At 73.5% G+C, this 16715-nt stretch carries 19 protein-coding genes and 1 pseudogene; 10 read left to right on the top strand and 10 right to left on the bottom strand.

Translation table 11 applies throughout. From position 1 onward, the window contains the following. Window positions 1–144 precede the first annotated feature (144 nt). Both ACOBQB_RS14695 and ACOBQB_RS14690 read left to right on the top strand, forming a co-directional pair. Window positions 145–969: an aminotransferase class I/II-fold pyridoxal phosphate-dependent enzyme gene (locus tag ACOBQB_RS14695; protein WP_423592089.1), complete on the top strand. Its 825-nt coding sequence runs from the start codon at window positions 145–147 to the stop codon at window positions 967–969. After that, window positions 966–1148, top strand: coding sequence for a hypothetical protein (locus ACOBQB_RS14690; protein WP_423592087.1), 183 nt, complete (start codon window positions 966–968; stop codon window positions 1146–1148). Before ACOBQB_RS14695 ends, ACOBQB_RS14690 begins: the two co-directional genes overlap by 4 nt. Window positions 1149–1240: 92 nt before the next feature. Here the strand turns inward: ACOBQB_RS14690 and ACOBQB_RS14685 are convergent, their stop codons facing one another. The 3 genes from ACOBQB_RS14685 to ACOBQB_RS14675 all read right to left on the bottom strand — a co-directional run bounded on the left by ACOBQB_RS14685 (window position 1241) and on the right by ACOBQB_RS14675 (window position 3278). Next, window positions 1241–1483, bottom strand: coding sequence for a hypothetical protein (locus ACOBQB_RS14685; protein WP_423592085.1), 243 nt, complete (start codon window positions 1481–1483; stop codon window positions 1241–1243). Between the two features lie 227 nt (window positions 1484–1710). Then, window positions 1711–2307 (bottom strand): CchlQ, encoded by a 597-nt coding sequence (locus ACOBQB_RS14680; RefSeq protein WP_423592083.1) that lies wholly within the window; start codon window positions 2305–2307, stop codon window positions 1711–1713. A 35-nt stretch (window positions 2308–2342) separates the two neighbouring features. After that, a complete protein-coding gene (locus tag ACOBQB_RS14675) occupies window positions 2343–3278 on the bottom strand; it encodes a M56 family metallopeptidase (RefSeq protein WP_423592082.1) in 936 nt (311 codons plus the stop codon). A gap of 832 nt (window positions 3279–4110) precedes the next feature. Between ACOBQB_RS14675 and ACOBQB_RS14670 the strand changes: the two genes are divergently transcribed. Then, window positions 4111–4752, top strand: coding sequence for an HAD family hydrolase (locus tag ACOBQB_RS14670; RefSeq protein ID WP_423592080.1), 642 nt, complete (start codon window positions 4111–4113; stop codon window positions 4750–4752). A 49-nt stretch (window positions 4753–4801) separates the two neighbouring features. Here ACOBQB_RS14670 and ACOBQB_RS14665 read toward each other — a convergent pair whose 3' ends face one another. Beyond that, entirely contained in the window at window positions 4802–5362 is a 561-nt protein-coding gene (locus tag ACOBQB_RS14665) for a DUF5134 domain-containing protein (protein WP_423592078.1), read from the bottom strand. Between the two features lie 153 nt (window positions 5363–5515). On the opposite strand from ACOBQB_RS14665, the gene ACOBQB_RS14660 reads away from it, so the two are divergent. The 6 genes and pseudogenes from ACOBQB_RS14660 (at window position 5516) to ACOBQB_RS14635 (ending at window position 10525) form a co-directional block, all read left to right on the top strand. Continuing rightward, on the top strand, window positions 5516–7279 hold the full coding sequence (locus tag ACOBQB_RS14660) for an FUSC family protein (RefSeq protein ID WP_423592076.1): 1764 nt from the start codon (window positions 5516–5518) through the stop codon (window positions 7277–7279). After that, window positions 7276–7812, top strand: a complete 537-nt coding sequence (locus tag ACOBQB_RS14655) for a MarR family winged helix-turn-helix transcriptional regulator (protein ID WP_423592074.1) — start codon at window positions 7276–7278, stop codon at window positions 7810–7812. Before ACOBQB_RS14660 ends, ACOBQB_RS14655 begins: the two co-directional genes overlap by 4 nt. Before the next feature lie 248 nt (window positions 7813–8060). After that, on the top strand, window positions 8061–8438 hold the full coding sequence (locus ACOBQB_RS14650; RefSeq protein WP_423592072.1) for a DUF3311 domain-containing protein: 378 nt from the start codon (window positions 8061–8063) through the stop codon (window positions 8436–8438). Then, window positions 8435–9949, top strand: a complete 1515-nt coding sequence (locus ACOBQB_RS14645; RefSeq protein ID WP_423592071.1) for a sodium:solute symporter family protein — start codon at window positions 8435–8437, stop codon at window positions 9947–9949. Before ACOBQB_RS14650 ends, ACOBQB_RS14645 begins: the two co-directional genes overlap by 4 nt. A gap of 104 nt (window positions 9950–10053) precedes the next feature. Continuing rightward, window positions 10054–10116 (top strand): annotated as a pseudogene (locus ACOBQB_RS14640) (hypothetical protein); the annotation flags it as partial. A gap of 115 nt (window positions 10117–10231) precedes the next feature. Continuing rightward, the gene (locus ACOBQB_RS14635) at window positions 10232–10525 is read left to right on the top strand and encodes a hypothetical protein (protein WP_423592069.1); all 294 of its coding nucleotides are present in this window, start codon (window positions 10232–10234) and stop codon (window positions 10523–10525) included. Between the two features lie 171 nt (window positions 10526–10696). On the opposite strand, the gene ACOBQB_RS14630 is transcribed toward ACOBQB_RS14635, so the two are convergent. Together ACOBQB_RS14630 and ACOBQB_RS14625 are read right to left on the bottom strand one after the other, a co-directional pair. Beyond that, on the bottom strand, window positions 10697–12049 hold the full coding sequence (locus ACOBQB_RS14630; protein WP_423592067.1) for an NAD(P)/FAD-dependent oxidoreductase: 1353 nt from the start codon (window positions 12047–12049) through the stop codon (window positions 10697–10699). A gap of 202 nt (window positions 12050–12251) precedes the next feature. Further along, entirely contained in the window at window positions 12252–12644 is a 393-nt protein-coding gene (locus ACOBQB_RS14625; protein ID WP_423592065.1) for a VOC family protein, read from the bottom strand. An 81-nt stretch (window positions 12645–12725) separates the two neighbouring features. On the opposite strand from ACOBQB_RS14625, the gene ACOBQB_RS14620 reads away from it, so the two are divergent. Beyond that, entirely contained in the window at window positions 12726–13304 is a 579-nt protein-coding gene (locus ACOBQB_RS14620) for a GNAT family N-acetyltransferase (RefSeq protein ID WP_423592063.1), read from the top strand. Here ACOBQB_RS14620 and ACOBQB_RS14615 read toward each other — a convergent pair. The 4 genes from ACOBQB_RS14615 to ACOBQB_RS14600 form a co-directional block, all read right to left on the bottom strand. After that, on the bottom strand, window positions 13294–13977 hold the full coding sequence (locus ACOBQB_RS14615; RefSeq protein WP_423592062.1) for a glycerophosphodiester phosphodiesterase: 684 nt from the start codon (window positions 13975–13977) through the stop codon (window positions 13294–13296). The two genes, ACOBQB_RS14620 and ACOBQB_RS14615, sit on opposite strands and share 11 nt — an antisense overlap. A 75-nt stretch (window positions 13978–14052) precedes the next feature. Beyond that, window positions 14053–14178: a hypothetical protein gene (locus ACOBQB_RS14610; protein WP_423592060.1), complete on the bottom strand. Its 126-nt coding sequence runs from the start codon at window positions 14176–14178 to the stop codon at window positions 14053–14055. 83 nt (window positions 14179–14261) lie between these two features. Beyond that, complete coding sequence (locus ACOBQB_RS14605) at window positions 14262–14924, bottom strand: PadR family transcriptional regulator (protein ID WP_423592059.1); 663 nt, start codon at window positions 14922–14924, stop codon at window positions 14262–14264. 76 nt (window positions 14925–15000) lie between these two features. Next, a complete protein-coding gene (locus ACOBQB_RS14600; RefSeq protein ID WP_423592057.1) occupies window positions 15001–16542 on the bottom strand; it encodes a bifunctional phosphatase PAP2/diacylglycerol kinase family protein in 1542 nt (513 codons plus the stop codon). Between the last annotated feature and the right edge of the window lie 173 nt (window positions 16543–16715).

The raw sequence follows: 16715 nt of genomic DNA, 5'->3' as shown, positions 1-16715 counted from the left end.
GCGGCGACTCCTCGACGCCCCTGCCCGCAAAGGGCCGTTGCGAAGAAGGGGACAGACGACACTCGCCACACGGCCCAGTGACCGCCTGTAGTCACTCTGTTGCCTTCGGCTGCAACGTGTCCTGGGAACGAAGGCAAATCCACGATGCCTGCTTGGACCCCCGCACTTCCCCCCATCGGCGACACCATCGCCGCCTGCGGGGACGCCTACCCGTACTTCCGGGTCGTCGGCGGGCGATCCGCGCCCGGCGAGGTGACGGTGGAGGGCCGGCGGGTCATCAACGCCGCGTCGTCGGACTACCTCAAACTGGCGGGCGACCCGCGGCTCGGCGAAGCGGCGGCCCGTGCCGCACGCGACCTCGGCACCTCGTGCTCCGGTTCCCCGCTGCTCACAGGAACCATGCCGCTCCACGTCGAGCTGGAGCGCGAACTGGCCGCCTTCCTGCGCCGGCAGGCGGTCCTCCTCGCGACCACCGGCTTTCCGGCGAACCTCGCGCTGGCCTGCCTGTTCGCCGCCCGCCACCTGGTGGTCACCGACCGGCACGCACACGCCTCGCTCGTCGACGCCACCCGCCTGGGCCGCTCCGTCAACCGCACCTTCCGCCACAACGACATGGAGCACCTGGACGCGCTGTTGCGCGAAGCGGCCGACGCGGGACAGCCCGCGACCATCCTCACCGAAGGCGCCTTCTCTCTCGACGGAGGCCTGGCGGCTCTCCCGCGGATCACCGGACTGACGCGGCACCATGGCGCGTCGCTGGTCCTCGACAGCGCCCACGACATCGGCGTGTACGGCTCCGACGGGCGGGGCGCGGCCGAACACCTGGGGTGCGAGAACGCCGCCGACCTCGTCACCGGGACGTTCTCCAGGCCGGGCCGCGCTGGGTGGGCGGGACACCGGCCCGGCAGGTGGACGCCAAGGACGCCCTGGCGCAGCGTGCCCCGCCGGCCGGGCTCATCATCGCGGTGACCACCTTCACCGTGCTGTTCCTCTACACCCGGCCCGTGCTCATCCCGCTCAAGACCCTGGCTCTGGCCGCGCTCAGCCTGACGGCCGGCCTCGGCGCGGCGCCATGGTGTACATCTGCCAGGACGGGCATCTGCGGTGGCTGGTCGGCGACTTCACCGCCACCGGATGGCTGGACATGACCGTCCCGCCGTTGTTGTGCGCCATCGCCTTCGCGCTGACGATCGATTACGAGGTGTTCCTCCGAAGTCCTGCCGGTCCAGGGGGTGAAGCCTCAGTTGGCGCCGTGGGCCGCGTTGTAGAGGGTGCGGACCAGCTCGGCCTCCTCGTCGAAGCGCCGAAGGTTGATCGGCCGTACGGTGAGCTTCTGGTTCCGGTTGAGGCGGGCCGCGGCGCGCAGCAGGCGCGGGTCCTCGTGCACGGTGGTGGGGAACTCCCAGGCCAGCAGGTCCCTGGCCATGCTGAAACCGCTCCTCTCCAGGAGCTTGACGTAGTAGGAGGGCGTGTACGGCATCATGACGGCCGGCCCTGGTCGAAACCCTCCACCAGCAGCCCGCACTCGTCATTGGTCGTGAAGGACACCGGCCCCAGCATCGTGGGCCGGCCCCCCTTCGCCAGCCAGTCCGCCGCCGCCCGGGTGAGGACCTGGGCGACGGCCAGGTCGTCGATCGTGTCGAAGAACCCGAAGAATCCGAAGAATCCCTCCGGCCGCGCGTGATGCGCGTCGAAGCGCGCTCATGTGGCCTAACCGGCTCTGTCCCGCCCCTGGGGTACGGCGACGGCCGGGCCCGCCACCTCGGCCGACGCGCGGTCCGCGCAGTGCGGGCAGCGCTCGCGGCCGTCCCACGCGGACCAGCCGAAGTCGGCCGGGGTGAGGGCGTGTCCCTCCAGCTCGTCGCGCACGGCCTTGCGGTAGGCCCAGACGGCGTCCAGGTAGGGGTGGTAGACGTCGTGGAACGCGGGGGTCGAGAGGTCGGCGCCCGCGGCGACCACCCTTCGGAGGGCGCGGAGGTGTTCGAACATGGTCTGGCCCATGCCTGCCACCCTGGTGCTGGCGCCGAGGAAGAGGCGCTCACGCACCTCGTAGACGCGGGCGTTCGTCAGCGCCAAGCGGCTCGCTTCCTCCACGTCGGCCGCCGCGGCACCGTTCTGCGACGCGAGACGGCGCAGCTCGGTGTGGGCGGCGCCCGCCGCCGTGATGAACTCCGTGTAGACGTCCCTGCGACGCGCCTGAAGGGCACGGCGGTGCTCCTGGCGGGTGCGCAAGCGGTCGGCAAGGACCGTGCCCGCTATCGCGATCAGACCGCCGCCCAGCGTGGCGACCAGCGTTCCCCACTCCATGCCGTGCTGCCCCCTCAGCCGGTGACGGACAGGCCCTAGCCCAGGGCCCGCAACCCCGGCACGAACGTGACCAGGACGGGGATCACCGGCACCAGCGCCGCGGTCGCCGTCAGGCGGAGCCTGCGGGCCGCGGTGAGGCGAGGGCGGGCGGAGAGCAGCCGGTGCACGCGCTGCGGTACGTGCGCCTGCGGCGTCGGGCAGGGGCCGAACACGCCGCGGTCCTCGTTCAGTTCGACCAGGGCGAGCGCGATCGTCAGCCTGCCGAAGCGGCGCGAGGCCACGTCGTCGGCGGCCAGCTCCACCAGGCGGTGCATCTCGTCGCGGAACGCCGCGAAGACCCGTACCTGGGGGAACCCGGCGGCCAGTGCGCCCGAGCAGTGCAGCAGCCAGTCGTGCCGCGCCTGCGCGTGGCCCTGCTCGTGGGCGAGCACGGCATCGAGCCGGCGTCCCTTGAGGCGGCGCAACGCGGCCGTGGTGATGACGAGTTGGGGCGCCTGGCCCGGCAGCCACCAGGCGTCCGGGCGCTCGCCCTCCAGGACGACGAGACGGTCGGCGCCCGGCTCCTCGCCGGGCAACAGCGGGGCGCGCTCAAGGAGTTCGGCCCGGCGGCCGGACCGGCGCGCCCGCGCCAGGGCGACCTCGCGGGTCAGCATCGCCGCGGTCCACACGCCGCCGCAGGCCAGCGTCACGGCCGTGGCCGCCGCCCAGGGCCCCGGCGCCTGGAGGGCGTACGCCTCGACCACGGCGTGCGGGGCGGGCGCGAAGAGGTGGCCGCGCACGGCCTGCCACGCGGCGGCCGCGCTCAGCGTCATCGAGAGCGCGCAGCAGAGCAGGACACCCGCCACCACGCACTGCCAGACCCATAGCGCGACCACGGGTTCGCGCTCCGGCCAGTCGGCCCGCGCGAGCATCCGCGGGGCGAGGACTGCGGTCAGGGCGCCCAGCAGCAACAGCGCGACGGGGACCATCATGCCGCCCAGCCTATGAGGCCGCGCTACCCAGGGGTATGGGCTACCTCCGCAAGTGACGGACGCCACGGTGGGTCTCTGCGGGTGGGGTCGGCGGTGGGTCCCTGCGGTGGGCTCCGCGGGCGGTCGCTGCGGGTGGGCTCTGCGGTGGGTCTCTGCGGGTGGGGTCGGCGGTGGGTCCCTGCGGTGGGCTCCGCGGGCGGTCGCTGCGGGTGGGCTCTGCGGTGCTCTCTGCGGACGGTCCTCATGGTGAGCTCCGCAGTCGGTCTCCGCGGTCGGTCTTTGCGGTGCTCTCTGCGGACGGTCCTCATGGTGAGCTCCGCGGTTGGTCTTTGCGGTGGCCTCTGCGGGCGGGTCTCCACGGTGGGTTCCGCGTCGGTTTCCGTGGGTGGTTCCCGTGGGTTCGGCGGTGGGGTTTCTGCGGGTGGGTTCCGCGTCGGTTTCCGTGGGTGGTTCCCGTGGGTTCGGCGGTGGGGTTTCTGCGGGTGGGTTCCGCGTCGGTTTCCGTGGGTGGTTCCCGTGGGTTCGGCGGTGGGGTTTCTGCGGGTGGGTTCCGCGTCGGTTTCCGTGGGTGGTTCCCGTGGGTTCGGCGGTGGGGTTTCTGCGGGTGGGTTCCGCGTCGGTCTTCGCGGGCGGTCCCCACGGTCTCTGCGGTGGCCTCTGCGGGCGGGTCTCCACGGTGGGTTCCGCGTCGGTCTTCGCGGGCGGTCCCCGTGGGCTCCGCGGTCGGTCTCCGCGGGCGGCGGCGCGGGAGGGGCGCGCGATCGGGTCGCTCCGTGTGCCACCCGCCGAGTGGCGCCCGCTTGCGGACGGGGGCACGCCGTAGTGTCGGACGATGATCGAGACCATTGTGTTCGACGTGGGGGAGACCCTCACCAAAGACGACCGTTACTGGGCCTCTTGGGCGGACTGGTTGCAGGTTCCGCGGCACACCGTCTCCGCGCTCGTCGGCGCCGTCGTCGCACAGGGTGGCGACCGCCTCGACGCGCTGCGCCTGATCAGCCCGGACATGGACATCGCCTCGGCCCATCACGCACGCGAGGCGGCGGGCCGTGGCGAGCATCTCGGCGAGACCGATCTCTACCCCGATGTGCGGCCCGCGCTCGGCGGCCTCCACAAGCTCGGGGTCCGCGTCATCATCGCGGGCAACGAATCCTCACGCGTCGCCGAACTCCTGCGCGACCTCGACCTGCCCGCCGACCTCGTCGTCACCGCGGGCGACTGGGGCGTGGCGAAGCCGGACCCCGCCTTCTTCGCGCGGGTACTCGAAGTGGCCCAGGCCGGGCCCCGCGAGACGCTCTACGTCGGCGACCACCCCGCGCACGACGTCTTTCCCGCGAAGCAGGCCGGGCTGCGGACCGCGCACATCCGCCGCGGCCCCTGGGGCCACCTGTGGGCGGACGATCCGGCCGTGGCCGAGGCGGCGGACTGGCAGATCGACAACCTCACCGTGCTCGCCGCGCTGATCGCCCGCTGAGGCCGCGCCCGGGGAGGACGCCGACCGGAGCGCCAACAGACCGCGCCGGCTAGAGCGTCAGCAGCATGGCCAGCATGCCGATGCCCATCGACAGCCTGCAGGCCAGCGCCAGCTCCGGCCGGTCCCCCCAGCCGAGGACCGCGGAGCCGGCGCCCCGCCCGGCGCCGACCGGCCCCGCGGGAGCAAGCCGGGCGCCGGACCACAGGACGTACCCGGCGAAGTAGAGCAGGAGGGCGCCGGTCAGTGGTGGCAGCCCCGCGCCCCCGTGGCCCGCGTGCGCGCCCGGCGTCGTGATCATCGCCGCCGACATGTAGACCATGGCGAACGCGCCGACGAGGTGGTGGAGGTGGTGGCGGCTCGCGCGCGCCGCCCAGAGCGCGTGCAGCGTCGCCGCGCCGAACACCGCCGCGTAGCCCAGCCAGGCCCAGCGCGGCGGTGCGACGACCGCCGCGGGCACGGCCATCACCGCCATCCCGAAGCCCATGAGCGCCTCGCCGCCCGCGGTGCGGCGCTGTTCCTCGATCCGGCTGCGCATCCGCAGCAGACAGTAGGAGCCGCTCACGGCGCACAGGGCGACGAGCAGCCAGGCGGCCTGCACCGGTCCGTGCACCGCGTACCTCCCCAGTCGACGGCGTTGGCGGGTTGTCGTCGGGTCGATGCCCGGACCCGTGCGGCCGTATGCGAGCGCACGGGGGTGCATGGGGGGAGCACAGGGGGAGCGGGGAGGTGTTTTCCAGGTAAAACACTTGCTAATGTTTTAGGTATGAGCAGTACGCCGCCGTCCCCGCCCCCCACCCGCCGCACCACCCGCCACCCCGCACGCCCCCGCAGGCTCCCGCTCGCCGGGGTGCTGCGCCCGGGCAGGCCGTCCGACATCTGGTTCAAGCCCGCGTGCAGCGTGGTCGTCGCCACCGCGATACCGAACCTGACCCTCCTCGCCCTCGGGCGGCTCGACCTCGTGATGTACACGATGGCCGGTTCGTTCTGCGCGCTGTACGCCCATAACCTCCCCTACGCAGCCAGGGCGCGCGCCCTGGCCTGGGTCGTCGCGGGAATGTTCGCCGGGGTGGCCGTGGCCCTGGTCACGGCCTCGCTGGCCGGCTTCGCCGCTGTCCTCGTCGCCGTCGGCGCGGTCCTCGCCGCCGCGCAGAAGACGCTGTGCGACGCGACGCGCATCGGGCCACCGGGCCACCTGATCTTCACCTTCATCAGCTCGGCCACCCTCTTCGCCCCACAGACCCTCGGCCAGGTCCCCGGCCACCTCGCGCTCACCCTCGCCGGGGGAGCCGTGGCCTGGCTGGTCGGCATGGCGCCCGCGCTGGTGCGCCCGCACGGTCCCGAGCGCAGGGCCACCGCCCGCGCCCTGCGCGCCGCCGCGGCGTACGCCGAAGGCGCCAAGGGCGGTGCGGGCGGCGAGGGTACGGACTCCGGGCGCGGCGAGGGTACGGGCTCCGGGCCCGCCGCCGAGCGGGCCCGCGCCGCCGCGGCCGGTGCCGTGCACGCGGCCTGGCAGTCGCTGCTCGCCACCGGGGCCCGCGGCGTCGAGGCCCGGCACGCCCTGGCCCGCCTCGTCGTCCGCGCCGAAGAGGCCCTCGCCCACCCCGCCGCCGCGGACCCCGCCGCCCTGCGTTCCTGGGCGGCCGGGCTGCGCGGCACGGGCGCCGTCCCGCGCCCCGGCGACGTACGCCCCGGTGAACGCGACGAACTCCTCGGCGTCGCCGCCGAACTCGCCGGGCCCACCGTCCCGCTGTGGCGTCGGCTCGCGCCGGGCTCCCCGCTGCTGCCCATCGCGCTGCGCACCGCGGTCGGCTGCGCGCTCGCCGGGTACGGATCGCTCGCGCTCGGCATCGGCCGCCCCTACTGGGCGCTGGTCACCGCCGCCTCGCTCTACCAGGCCAACGTGACGCTCACCTGGAACCGGGGGGTGCAGCGCGTGGTCGGCAACCTTGTCGGGGTGCTCGCCTTCGCCGCCATCGCGCCGTTCGCCCACCTCGGCCACGCCGAACTCATCGTCAGCTGCCTCGCCCTCGCCTTCGGCGCGGAGGCCCTGATCAGCCGCAACTACTGGCTGGGCAGCGTGTGCGTGACGCCGATGGCGCTGCTGGTGACGGAGTTCGCGCGGTTCCAGCCGCCGGGCGAGCTGATCCTCGACCGCGTGGTGGACACCCTCGTCGGCGCCGTGCTCGGCGTCGCGGCCGCCGTCCTCGTCACCAACCGGCGCGCCGCCGACCAGATCGAACAGGCCGTGGAGGCCGTGGAACGGGCCCGGGAGCAGGCCGAGGCCGACCTGGCGGCCGTGTCCGCGCGGCGCCGGCTCACCGCCGCCCTCGTCGACCTGCGCGCCGCCGCCGACGCGGCGGCCGGGGAATGGTGGCAGCGCGCCCTGCCCGAACAGCGGGTGATCGCGGCCGAACGCGCCGGACACCGTACGCTCGCGGCGACAGTCCGACTTCAAAGCGGTGGCGGCGGTCAGGGGACACGGCCACGCGACGAGGTCGCCGATGCCTGGGAGGGCGCACCAGCATGAGAGCAGAGAACGGTCCGGTGACGGGTCCCGGTGGGGACACCGTGGCCGCGGTGGTGCGGCAGTGGCAGGCCGTGCGCCCCGACATCGACACCGGACCGATGGAGGTGATCGGCCGCATCAACCGCTGCGCGGCCCTCCTCCAACAGGCCGAGGACGCGCCGCTGCGCAGGGCGGGCCTGACCCGCGCCGAGTTCGACCTGCTCGGCGCCCTGCGCCGCACCGGCCACGAGCTGACGCCCGGCGAACTGGCCCGCGAGACCTTCTCCTCCGGCGCCGCGGTCACCAAGCGGCTCAAGCAGCTCCAGGAACGGCGACTGGTCGACCGACGGGCCGACGCGCGGGACCGGCGTGTGGCCCACGTACGGCTCACCGACGCGGGCCGCGACCTGGTCGACGCGATCCTGCCGGAGCAGCTCGCGTACGAGACAGTGGTGCTGTCGGTGCTCGACGGCGACGGCCAAGGCCGACTGAGCGGCCTGCTCGGTGAGTTGCTGGCCCAGCTGGAGGGGCGGCTCGGGGTGCGGAGAGGCTGAGCGCCTTCACTTGTCGGCAGGTTTCACTTGTCGGCAGGTCGGTCGCCGCTCGCACGGCGCGGGCGGCGCGTACCCGGTGCCGGAGGTGAGCCTCCGTGCCACAGCCCTGCCGGGCCAAGCGGCACGGGGCTCATTGATCCGCCCGGTAGCGTCCTGACCGTCAACCGCGGATGGACGGCGGTCGACGGGCGGTACGGCCTCGGTGTGACGTCGCCCCCCACTCCCACGTACGACCGAGAAGGAGCACGATGGCCCGCCCGGACCACCGTCACGGCCACCGCGACGGCAACCGCCCGGAGCCTCCGGAGCCGCATCCCCAGGGCTCACCGCCCCCGCCCGACCCCCTCGACGGTCTGCCCACCCTGCGGGCCGTCGCCCGGCCCTCCCTGTGGCTGCTGCTCGTGCCCGCCGTGCTCTACGGCGCCGCGCCGCTGGTCGCCAACCGCATCGAGCCGCGCGTCCTCGGCGTCCCCTTCCTCCTCGCCTGGGTCATCGCCGCGACGATCGTCAGCCCTCTCGTCATCTGGCTCGTGGCCCGCCTCGACCCGGCCTACCGGCTGAACGCCGTCGAGCCGATCCCCGCCGACGACGAGGGACCCGAACGGCCCCGGGGAGGCGGCCGATGAGCCGGTCCGCCGCGATCGCGACCACCGTCTTCGCCCTCGCCATGGTCGCCACCATCGCCATCGGCGTGCTCAGCGCGCGCGGCCGGTCCAAAGGCCTCGCCGAGTGGTCCGTGTCCAGCCGCGGCCTCGGCGTGCTGTTCATCTGGCTGCTGATGGCGGGCGAGACGTACACCAGCTTCTCGTTCCTCGGCACGGCGGGCTGGTCGTACTCCTTCGGCGCGCCGATCCTCTACCTCGTCGCGTATCTGACCGTCGGCTTCGCCGTCGCCTACGTCGTGGGCCCCGCCCTGTGGACGTACGCCTCCCGGCACGGCCTCATCTCGATCGCCGACATCGCCGAATTCCGCTTCAGGTCACGGCCGGTGGGGATCCTCGTGGCGGTCGTCGCGACCGTCTTCATCGTTCCCTACATCCAGGTGCAGATCCAGGGCATGGGCGTGGTCGTGAACGCCATGACATACGGCGGCGTCGATCTGAAGGTGGCCGCCGTCATCTCCTTCGTGGTCGCCGAAGTGTTCATCCTCGTGTCCGGGCTGCGGGGGTCGGCCTGGGTGAGTGCCTTCAAGGACGTCCTCGTGATCCTCGCCGTCGTGTTCCTCGCCGTATACATCCCGACGCACTACCTCGGCGGCCTCGGCGACTTCATGCACCGCATGGTGACCGAGAAGCCCGAATGGCTGACCTTCCCCGGGCACGCGTCCGGCGGGCGCGACTCGGTGTGGTTCCTCAGCACCGTCGCCCTCAACGCCGTGACGATCACCATCTTCCCCACGACCGTCGCCGGTTATCTGAGTGCCAAGAGCCCCAATGCCCTGCGCCGCAACGCCCTGTTGCTGCCGTGGTACCAGCTGCTGCTGTTCGTGCCGATGGTCGTCGGCGCCACCGCGCTCTTCGTGCTGCCGACCCTCGGCAACCCGGACCTCGCGCTGTTCAGCCTCGTCACCGACTCCCTGCCCGCACCCGTCGTCGCCGTCATCGGCGTGGCGGGCGCCCTGTCGGCCATCGTGCCGATGAGCGTCTTCATGCTGTCCATCGGCACGCTGTGGGGACGCACGATCCTCGGCGGCGGCAACGGCGCCGACCCGCGCGGCGCGCGCCGCGCCCCCGGTGCCCCGGCCGAGGCACGCGACATCCGGACCAAACGGCTCTCCCAGGCGGTGTGCGTCCTCGCCGGGCTCGTGGCGCTCGCGGGCAGCCTCTTCCACCCCAACACCCTGGTGGAGCTGTCCGTCCTGTCGTACGAGGGGCTCGCGCAGCTGGTGCCCGTCGTGCTCCTCGCCCTGTTCTGGCGGCGGCTCACGGCACGCGCCGCCGTCGCGGGGATGCTCGTGGGCCTCGCGGTGGTGCTGGGGCTGTGGGCCACGGAGAACGACCCCTTCCACGGGATCAACGGCGGCATCATCGCTCTCGCCGCCAACCTCGCCGTGACGGTGGCGGTCACCTGGCTGGCGCCCGGCCCGGCCCCCGTACCCTCAGCGAGAGAACCCGCCCTGGTGAAGGAGCGAGGATGAGGATGAGGATGATGACTGAATGCGGCGAACGTCTGCCCGGTCGCACCGAGTTCGACGTCCCGGGGCTCGCCGATCCCGTGGAGTTCCCCGTCGACCGCTGAGGCATCCCGCACCTGTACGCCGCCTCGCCGGACGCCCTTTCCCTCGCCCAGGGCTGCAACGCCGCCCGCGACCGCCTCTTCCAGCTGGACCTGCGGCGGCGGCGCGGACTGGGCCTGCGAACCCGGCCCGCACCGGCTGCGCGTACCCGACGGCCTGGACCTGTCCGCACTCCCCGACGACGTGCTGCACCTGTACACCCTCGCGACCGTCCCCGCCCTGGGCCGCCGCCCCGGCACCCCGCCAGGGCCTGGACGGCTCGAACAACTGGGTCATCGCCCTGTCCCGCACCGCCACCGGCCGCCCCTGCTCGCCAACGACCCGCACCGCGCTGGACATCCGTCGGGCCCGCCCCGCGCGGCGGCAGCGATGACGCGGTCGGCGCCCGCCGCCTACGGACCCGGCTTCCGGCAGACGGCGGGTGCCACCTTCCGCCTGGTCGTCGGCGTCGGCGCCTGGGACAACTCGGTCCGATGAACTCCCCGGGCCAGCCGGGGGACCCACGCGGCCCGCACTGCGCCGACCTGTTCGACACCTGGGCGGCCGACGGTTGCGCAAGGCCGCCGAGCCCGTGCTCCGCTGCTCCACTCCCGTACGGAGGTGGAGAAACACACCGTCCGCACCCTCACGCTGCCGCCCGCCCCGCCGTCACAGCCCGGCCGAGGCGACCCGCTTGCCGATCTCCTCCCGTGACAGGTAGGCGTCCGTCATCTCGAAGTCCTTGAGCGTGGCGGGGCGCTGGGCCTGGAAACCGGTGCGGACGTAGTCGTTGCCCGCGACCGCGTTGAGCCCCCAGTTGGCGGCCGTCCGGAAGCGGGCGGTCAGCGTCCGCAGGGCTCCCAGGTGGTAGCCGCGCGCCACTGTCTGCGCGGGCAGCCCGGTCAGCTGCACGCCGAGCGGCTTCGACACCGCCTGGATGCCGCCGAGGTCCACGACCAGGCCCATGTCCTTGTGCCGGTAGTCGGCGAGCGGGAGGCCACGCAGGGCCGATACGACGTTCTTCGCCGCCGCCCAGCCCTGACGCATGGCGTGCTGCGCGGTCGGCGGGCAGATGGCGTCGCCGCCCTTGACGACGTCCGGCACGGCCGCCGCGTCGCCGAGCGCGAAGACGCCGTCAAGACCCGGCACCGTCAGGTCCGGCCGGACGACGAGGCGGCCCTTGTTGGTCTCGGCGCCGAGCGTCGCGATGAGCGGACTGGGGGCGACCCCCGCGGTCCAGATCAGCGTGCGGCAGGGCAGGACGCGGTCGTCGGTGAGCGTGACGGTGTCCTCGGTCGCCTTGGCCACGGACACCCCGAGGGAGACGTTCACGCCCCGGCGCTGCATGATCGCCATCGCCTTCTCGCCGAGCCGCTCGCCGAGCTCCGGCATCAGCTTCGGGGCAATGTCCACGAGGTGCCACTTGATCTGCGAGACGTCCAGGCCCGGGTAGCGCTTGACGGCGGCGCACGTCAGGCGTTGCAGATAGGCGGCCGTCTCCACGCCCGCGTACCCGCCGCCGACCACGACGAACTGGAGGCGCTGTTCACGCTCCTCGCGGTGCGAGCTGGCCGCGGCCAGGTCCAGCTGCGAGATCACGTGGTCGCGGATCCAGGCGGCCTCGGCGAGCGTCTTGACACCCACCGCGTACTTGTCGACGCCGGGGATGTCGAACTGCCGTGTGACGCTGCCGGGCGTCAGGACGAGATAGTCGTAGCGCTCCACGACCTCCTCGCCGTTGATCTTCTTCACGATCACGGCCTTCGCCTCGGGGTCGATCCCGATGGCGCCGCCCGGCACGATCGCCGTGCGGCGCAGCATCCGGCGCAGGGGCACCGCGACCGACTGCGGGGTGAGCACCCCGGAGGCGACGTGCGGCAGGAGCGGCAGATAGAGCTGGTGGTCCGTCGGACTGATCAGCCGCAGCTCCGCCTCGTGGGGCGCGAGTTTCTTCTCCAGCTTGTGAGCGCACTCCATGCCGGCGAAACCGCCGCCGACGATGAGGATCCGGGGAGCTGCCATGTGATGTCACTCCAAGACTCTGGGAGATCGTCTTCAGTGCTGTGTCACGGCTGTCGGGGCCGCCGCCGGGGCCGACAGAAGATCTTTCTGGATCTTCTGCGGACCGTACCCGTGGCCTTGTACCCCTGCATCCCGAATGGATTAATCGTGTGACGTGCTTCACACCTGGCCGGAGGGGCGGGCGGGATCCGGGACGCCCGGGTCAGATCCCCGGCCGGTAGCGGATGGGGTGGTCGTGCGGGACCTCGACGAGGACGATCGGCAGGCCGTCCGGGTCCGCGATCCACATCTCGACCAGGCCCCACGGCTCCTTGACCGGCGGCCTGACCACCTCGACGCCGCGCTCGACGAGCTCGTCGTGCGCCGCGTGGACGTCCGGCACCTGGAGCCACAGCCGGAGCCCGGACGAGGGCGGGGTGGCGCAGCGGCCGGAGAGTTCGAGGAAGCCGCCGCCGAGGAAGTAGACGGTGCCGCGCTCGGGGCCCGTGCCGAACTCGCGGTAGACGGCGAGGCCCAGCGCCTCGCCGTAGAACGCGCGGGAACGCTCCGGGTCGGTGGGCTGGAGAAGGGTCCTGCTGCTCAGTACATGCACCATGCGGCCGCACCCTAGCGCCGCGTTAGGCTCGGCGGAGCAGCACGCCGCGCCCGGATCCGCCCAGATCGGAGAAACCCGTCGATGGAAACCGCCCCGCGCGCCCTCACCGGTGACATCACCTTCCGCGACGCCGGCCCCGCCGACGTCGACGCGCTCGTCGCCCTCATCGAGTCGGCGTACCGCGGGGACGCGAGCCGCGCCGGGTGGACCACCGAGGCGGACATCCTGGAAGGGCAGCGCACCGACCCGCGTGGGGTCGTCGAGGTCATCGAGTCACCGGCGAGCCGGCTGCTGGCCGTCGAACGGGACGGCGCGCTCGTCGCCTGCTGCCAGCTCGAACACCGCGGGGAACACGCCTACTTCGGGATGTTCGCCGTGAGCCCCGCCGAGCAGGGCGCGGGCCTCGGCAAGATGATCATCGCCGAGGCGGAGCGCGTCGCCCGCGAGGAGTGGGGCGCCCGCGAGATGCACATGACCGTGATCTCCGTACGCGAGGACCTCATCGCCTGGTACGAGCGGCGCGGCTACCGCCGTACGGGAAAGATGACGCCCTTCCCGTACGGCGACGAGCGCTTCGGCATCCCGCAGCGCGCTGACCTGGAGTTCGAACTCCTCGTCAAGGAGCTTCAGGCCGTGAACGGCGCGGACCTCACGCCGTGAAGCGGCCCGTCCGCTTGATGTCCGGGTAGTCCGTGGTCGCGCCGTCCAGCTGGAGCGCGCGCACGAGGCGCAGATCGTCCTGCGTGTTCACCACCCAGCCGATGATCCGCAGATCGGCCTTCTTGGCGTGCTCGACGATCTCCAGCGTGAGGCGCCGGATGTTGAGGACGAGCGTGGTGGCGCCGACCGCCGTCGCGCGCTCCACGACGTCGGTGCCGTAGCGGCTGGCGACGAGCGCGGTGCGCACGCCGGGGACCAGGCGGGCGATCTCCGCGATCGCCTCGTCGTGGAAGGAGATCACCTCCACGCGCGAGACCAGATCGCGGCGGTGCATGACCTCGGCGAGGGCGCGCGCGGCCGCCACATCCTTGATCTCGGCCTGGAGGGGCGCCCGCACGGCGTCCAGGACCTCTTCGAAGACGGGAACGCGCTCGCCGTGCCCCGCGTCGAGCTCCCGCAGCTCGGCGAGGGTCTTCTCGGCGATGGGCCCCTTGCCGTCGGTCGTACGGGCCACGTCGGCGTCGTGCATGACGACGAGGGCGCCGTCCTTGCTCAGATGCAGATCGAGTTCGATGAGATCGAGGCCGGCGGCTTGCGCGGCGATGAAGGAACGGAGGGTGTTCTCGGGCTCGACGCCCATGACCCCGCGATGACCGATGGTGAGGAAGTTCAAGGCCTACTCGCTTCCGTCGACGGCGGCTCGGCGGCCGCGCGGCGAGGACGGAGAACCACGCGGCAATGTCGCAGCCTAACGGCCCGCCTCGGTGAGGGAACCGGCCGGACGGGGGTGAACGGAACCTTCCGCTCTGGTTCCCACGATGCCGAGGACGAGTCCGGTGACGAGGGCGGCGACAAGGACGGCACGGGTGCTCACGGGTGCGCTGCTCCCTGCGGAGGGGACGGCTGACTCCGCCCGTCCTACCGGCGAAGGGGCCGCCGCCGCGAGCCGCGTCACCCTCAGGTGGGCGAGTCCGCCACGGGTTGACCCGGCGGCTGCGACCCCGTGCGCGCCGTGCGCTCCAGGCGTGCCAGGCACTTCAGGTCGTCGAGCATCGCCTCCGCCAGCTCCACCTCCGACTCCAGGCGCCGCTCGCTCCAGCGCAGCGCGACCCGCGGATGCGACCAGGCCTCCCGCGCCCCGTCCGCCCGGGCGAGCGCGTCCCGCACCTCCTTCAGCTCGCCCCTGGTGCGGGCGATGTGCTCCGCCACGAGCGCCCGCAGGTGGTCCGGCGCCGTCAGGTGGCCGAGCCAGACCCGCAGCAGCAGCGGGTGCTTCAGGACGGGCGGCCCGGCGTCCTGCCCGCTCTCCGCCCAGGACGCGAGCGCGGCGCGGCCCTCCTCGGTGATCGCGTACGACCGCTTCGCGCGCGGCTCCTCGGGCCCTGAGCGCCGCGAGGTGGCGTAGCCGAGCGCTTCGAGGCGGCGCAGTTCGGCGTAGATCTGGCTGAGGGCGGGCGACCAGTAGAAGAAGCGCAGGGAGGCGTCGGCCCACTTCTTCAGTTCGTAGCCGGTCCGCTCCCCGGGGAAGGAGAGCAGGCCGAGCACGGCCCAGGCGGTCGGTGGCAACCCGCCGCCGGAAGGTTCTTCGTCCCGCTGCTGGGTCGTTCCGCGGCCTGCCATACGCCGCATTCAAGTGAACGGCGCGCTTTGGGCGCAAGAGGCGCGTGGCAAGCGCGCGCTCTCAGGCCGGGCGGGGTCACGCCGGGCGGCGCTCTGCCGCCGCCAGCGACGCCGTCCGGGCGAGCTGGGTGATCTCGGCCTCCGGTGCGGCCGGGCTGTAGACCGTCAGCGCGCCCTGGAGCTTGTCGAGGAGCAGGGTGTCCGGCGCGGCCGCGTGTTCGCCGTCGTACGCCAGCCCGCCCGCGCCGTCCAGCCCGCCGATCCGCAGCCGCTCGACGCGCTCGGCCCGGTAGACCCGCGAGCGACGCAGCGCACCGGCCAGCGCGGAGACGGCGAGCCGGGTGCGGGCCAGCGGCGCCTCGGCGTCGACCGTACGGACGTCGAGCAGCCCCTCGTCCAGCAAGGGCCGGTGCGAGGGGGCGAGGCCCTCCGGCAGATAGGGGCCGTTGCCCGCGAAGAGCAGCCACAGGACGCGGTCGTGGCCGTCGAGGCGGACCCGCAGCGGCGTCGCGTCGCGCAACACGCCCAGCAGCGACACGGCGGCCGCGGGCCACTTTCCGATACGACCCTCCAACTTCTCGCGCCTGCGCACCAGTTCGGGGTAGAGCCCGATGCCGAAGGTGTTCACGAAGCCCGTGACGTCCGCGCCGTCACCGTCGCGGACCCGCGCCAGGTCCACGCGTACGGCCTCGCCGCGCCGCACGGCCTGCGCGGTGTCCTCGAACGTGGCCGTGCCCGCGTCCAGCGCGAAGTGGTTGAGGGTGCCGCCGGGGAACACCGCCAGCGCGACCCCGGCCGCCACGGCGCGGCGGGCGGCGGCGTTGACCGTGCCGTCGCCGCCGCACACCCCGAGCGCTCCGCCCGACTCGGCGGCCCGCGCGACCGCCTTGTCCAGCAGCTTGCCCAGGTCCTCCGTCGGACCGCAGGTGAGGATCTCGGCCTTCGGCAGCAGCAGTTCCACGTACTGCCGGGCGGGCGGCCGGCCCGGCGCGCCCTTGCCGGCACCGGAGTTGACCACCACGATCAGCCCCTCGCCGTCCGGCAGCACCGGCGCCGCCGCCCGCGTCCGCCCGAACCGCGCGGGAGCCGGACGCGGCGGCCACCAGTAGCAGGTGACCGCGGCGGCGGCCGCGCCGAGCGCGATGCCCGCGAGCACGTCACCGGGGTAGTGCACGCCCACGTACACGCGGGAGAAGGCCACGGCCGCGGCGACGGGCGCGACGACGGCGCCGTAGCCGGGCGCCTCCAGGGCCACCCCCGTGGCGAACGCCGCCGCCGACGCCGCGTGCCCGGACGGGAACGACGGCGTCCACGGCGCCTTCGGCAGGCGCCGCACCAGCGGCACCGCGTCATGCACGGGGCGGCCGCGCCGCACGGCGTACTTCGCGACCGCGTTGGTCGTCAGCGACGCCAGCGCGAGGGCGCCCACGCCGCGGCGCGCCGCACGCCGGGCCGCGGGGCCGCCGACGGCCGCGAGCACCGCCGCCGCGCCGAACCACAGCCGCCCGTGGTTCGCGGCGGAGCTCAGCGGCGGCAGCACCTGTTCCGCGCCGGGCAGCCGCGCCGCCGCCACGCGTGCGAACAGCCGCCGGTCGATCCTGCCGATGCGTCCCGTCATGGCCTCACTGCACCAGCACGCGGTGGCCGCGGCCCGCGCTGCTCGCCCGAACGGGTCACACGCGCGGGCGCGGGCCGCCCGGCGGAGAATGCCGCCATGACGACGAACCGCGCCTAGACGTACAGGTCAAGCGCGTCTACGCCGGCACCCGCGTCCTCACCGACCGGCTCCGG

This window comes from Streptomyces sp. G5(2025), assembly GCF_049542075.1.
GTDB lineage: Bacteria > Actinomycetota > Actinomycetes > Streptomycetales > Streptomycetaceae > Streptomyces.
This window is presented reverse-complemented; position numbering and strand designations above follow the sequence as displayed.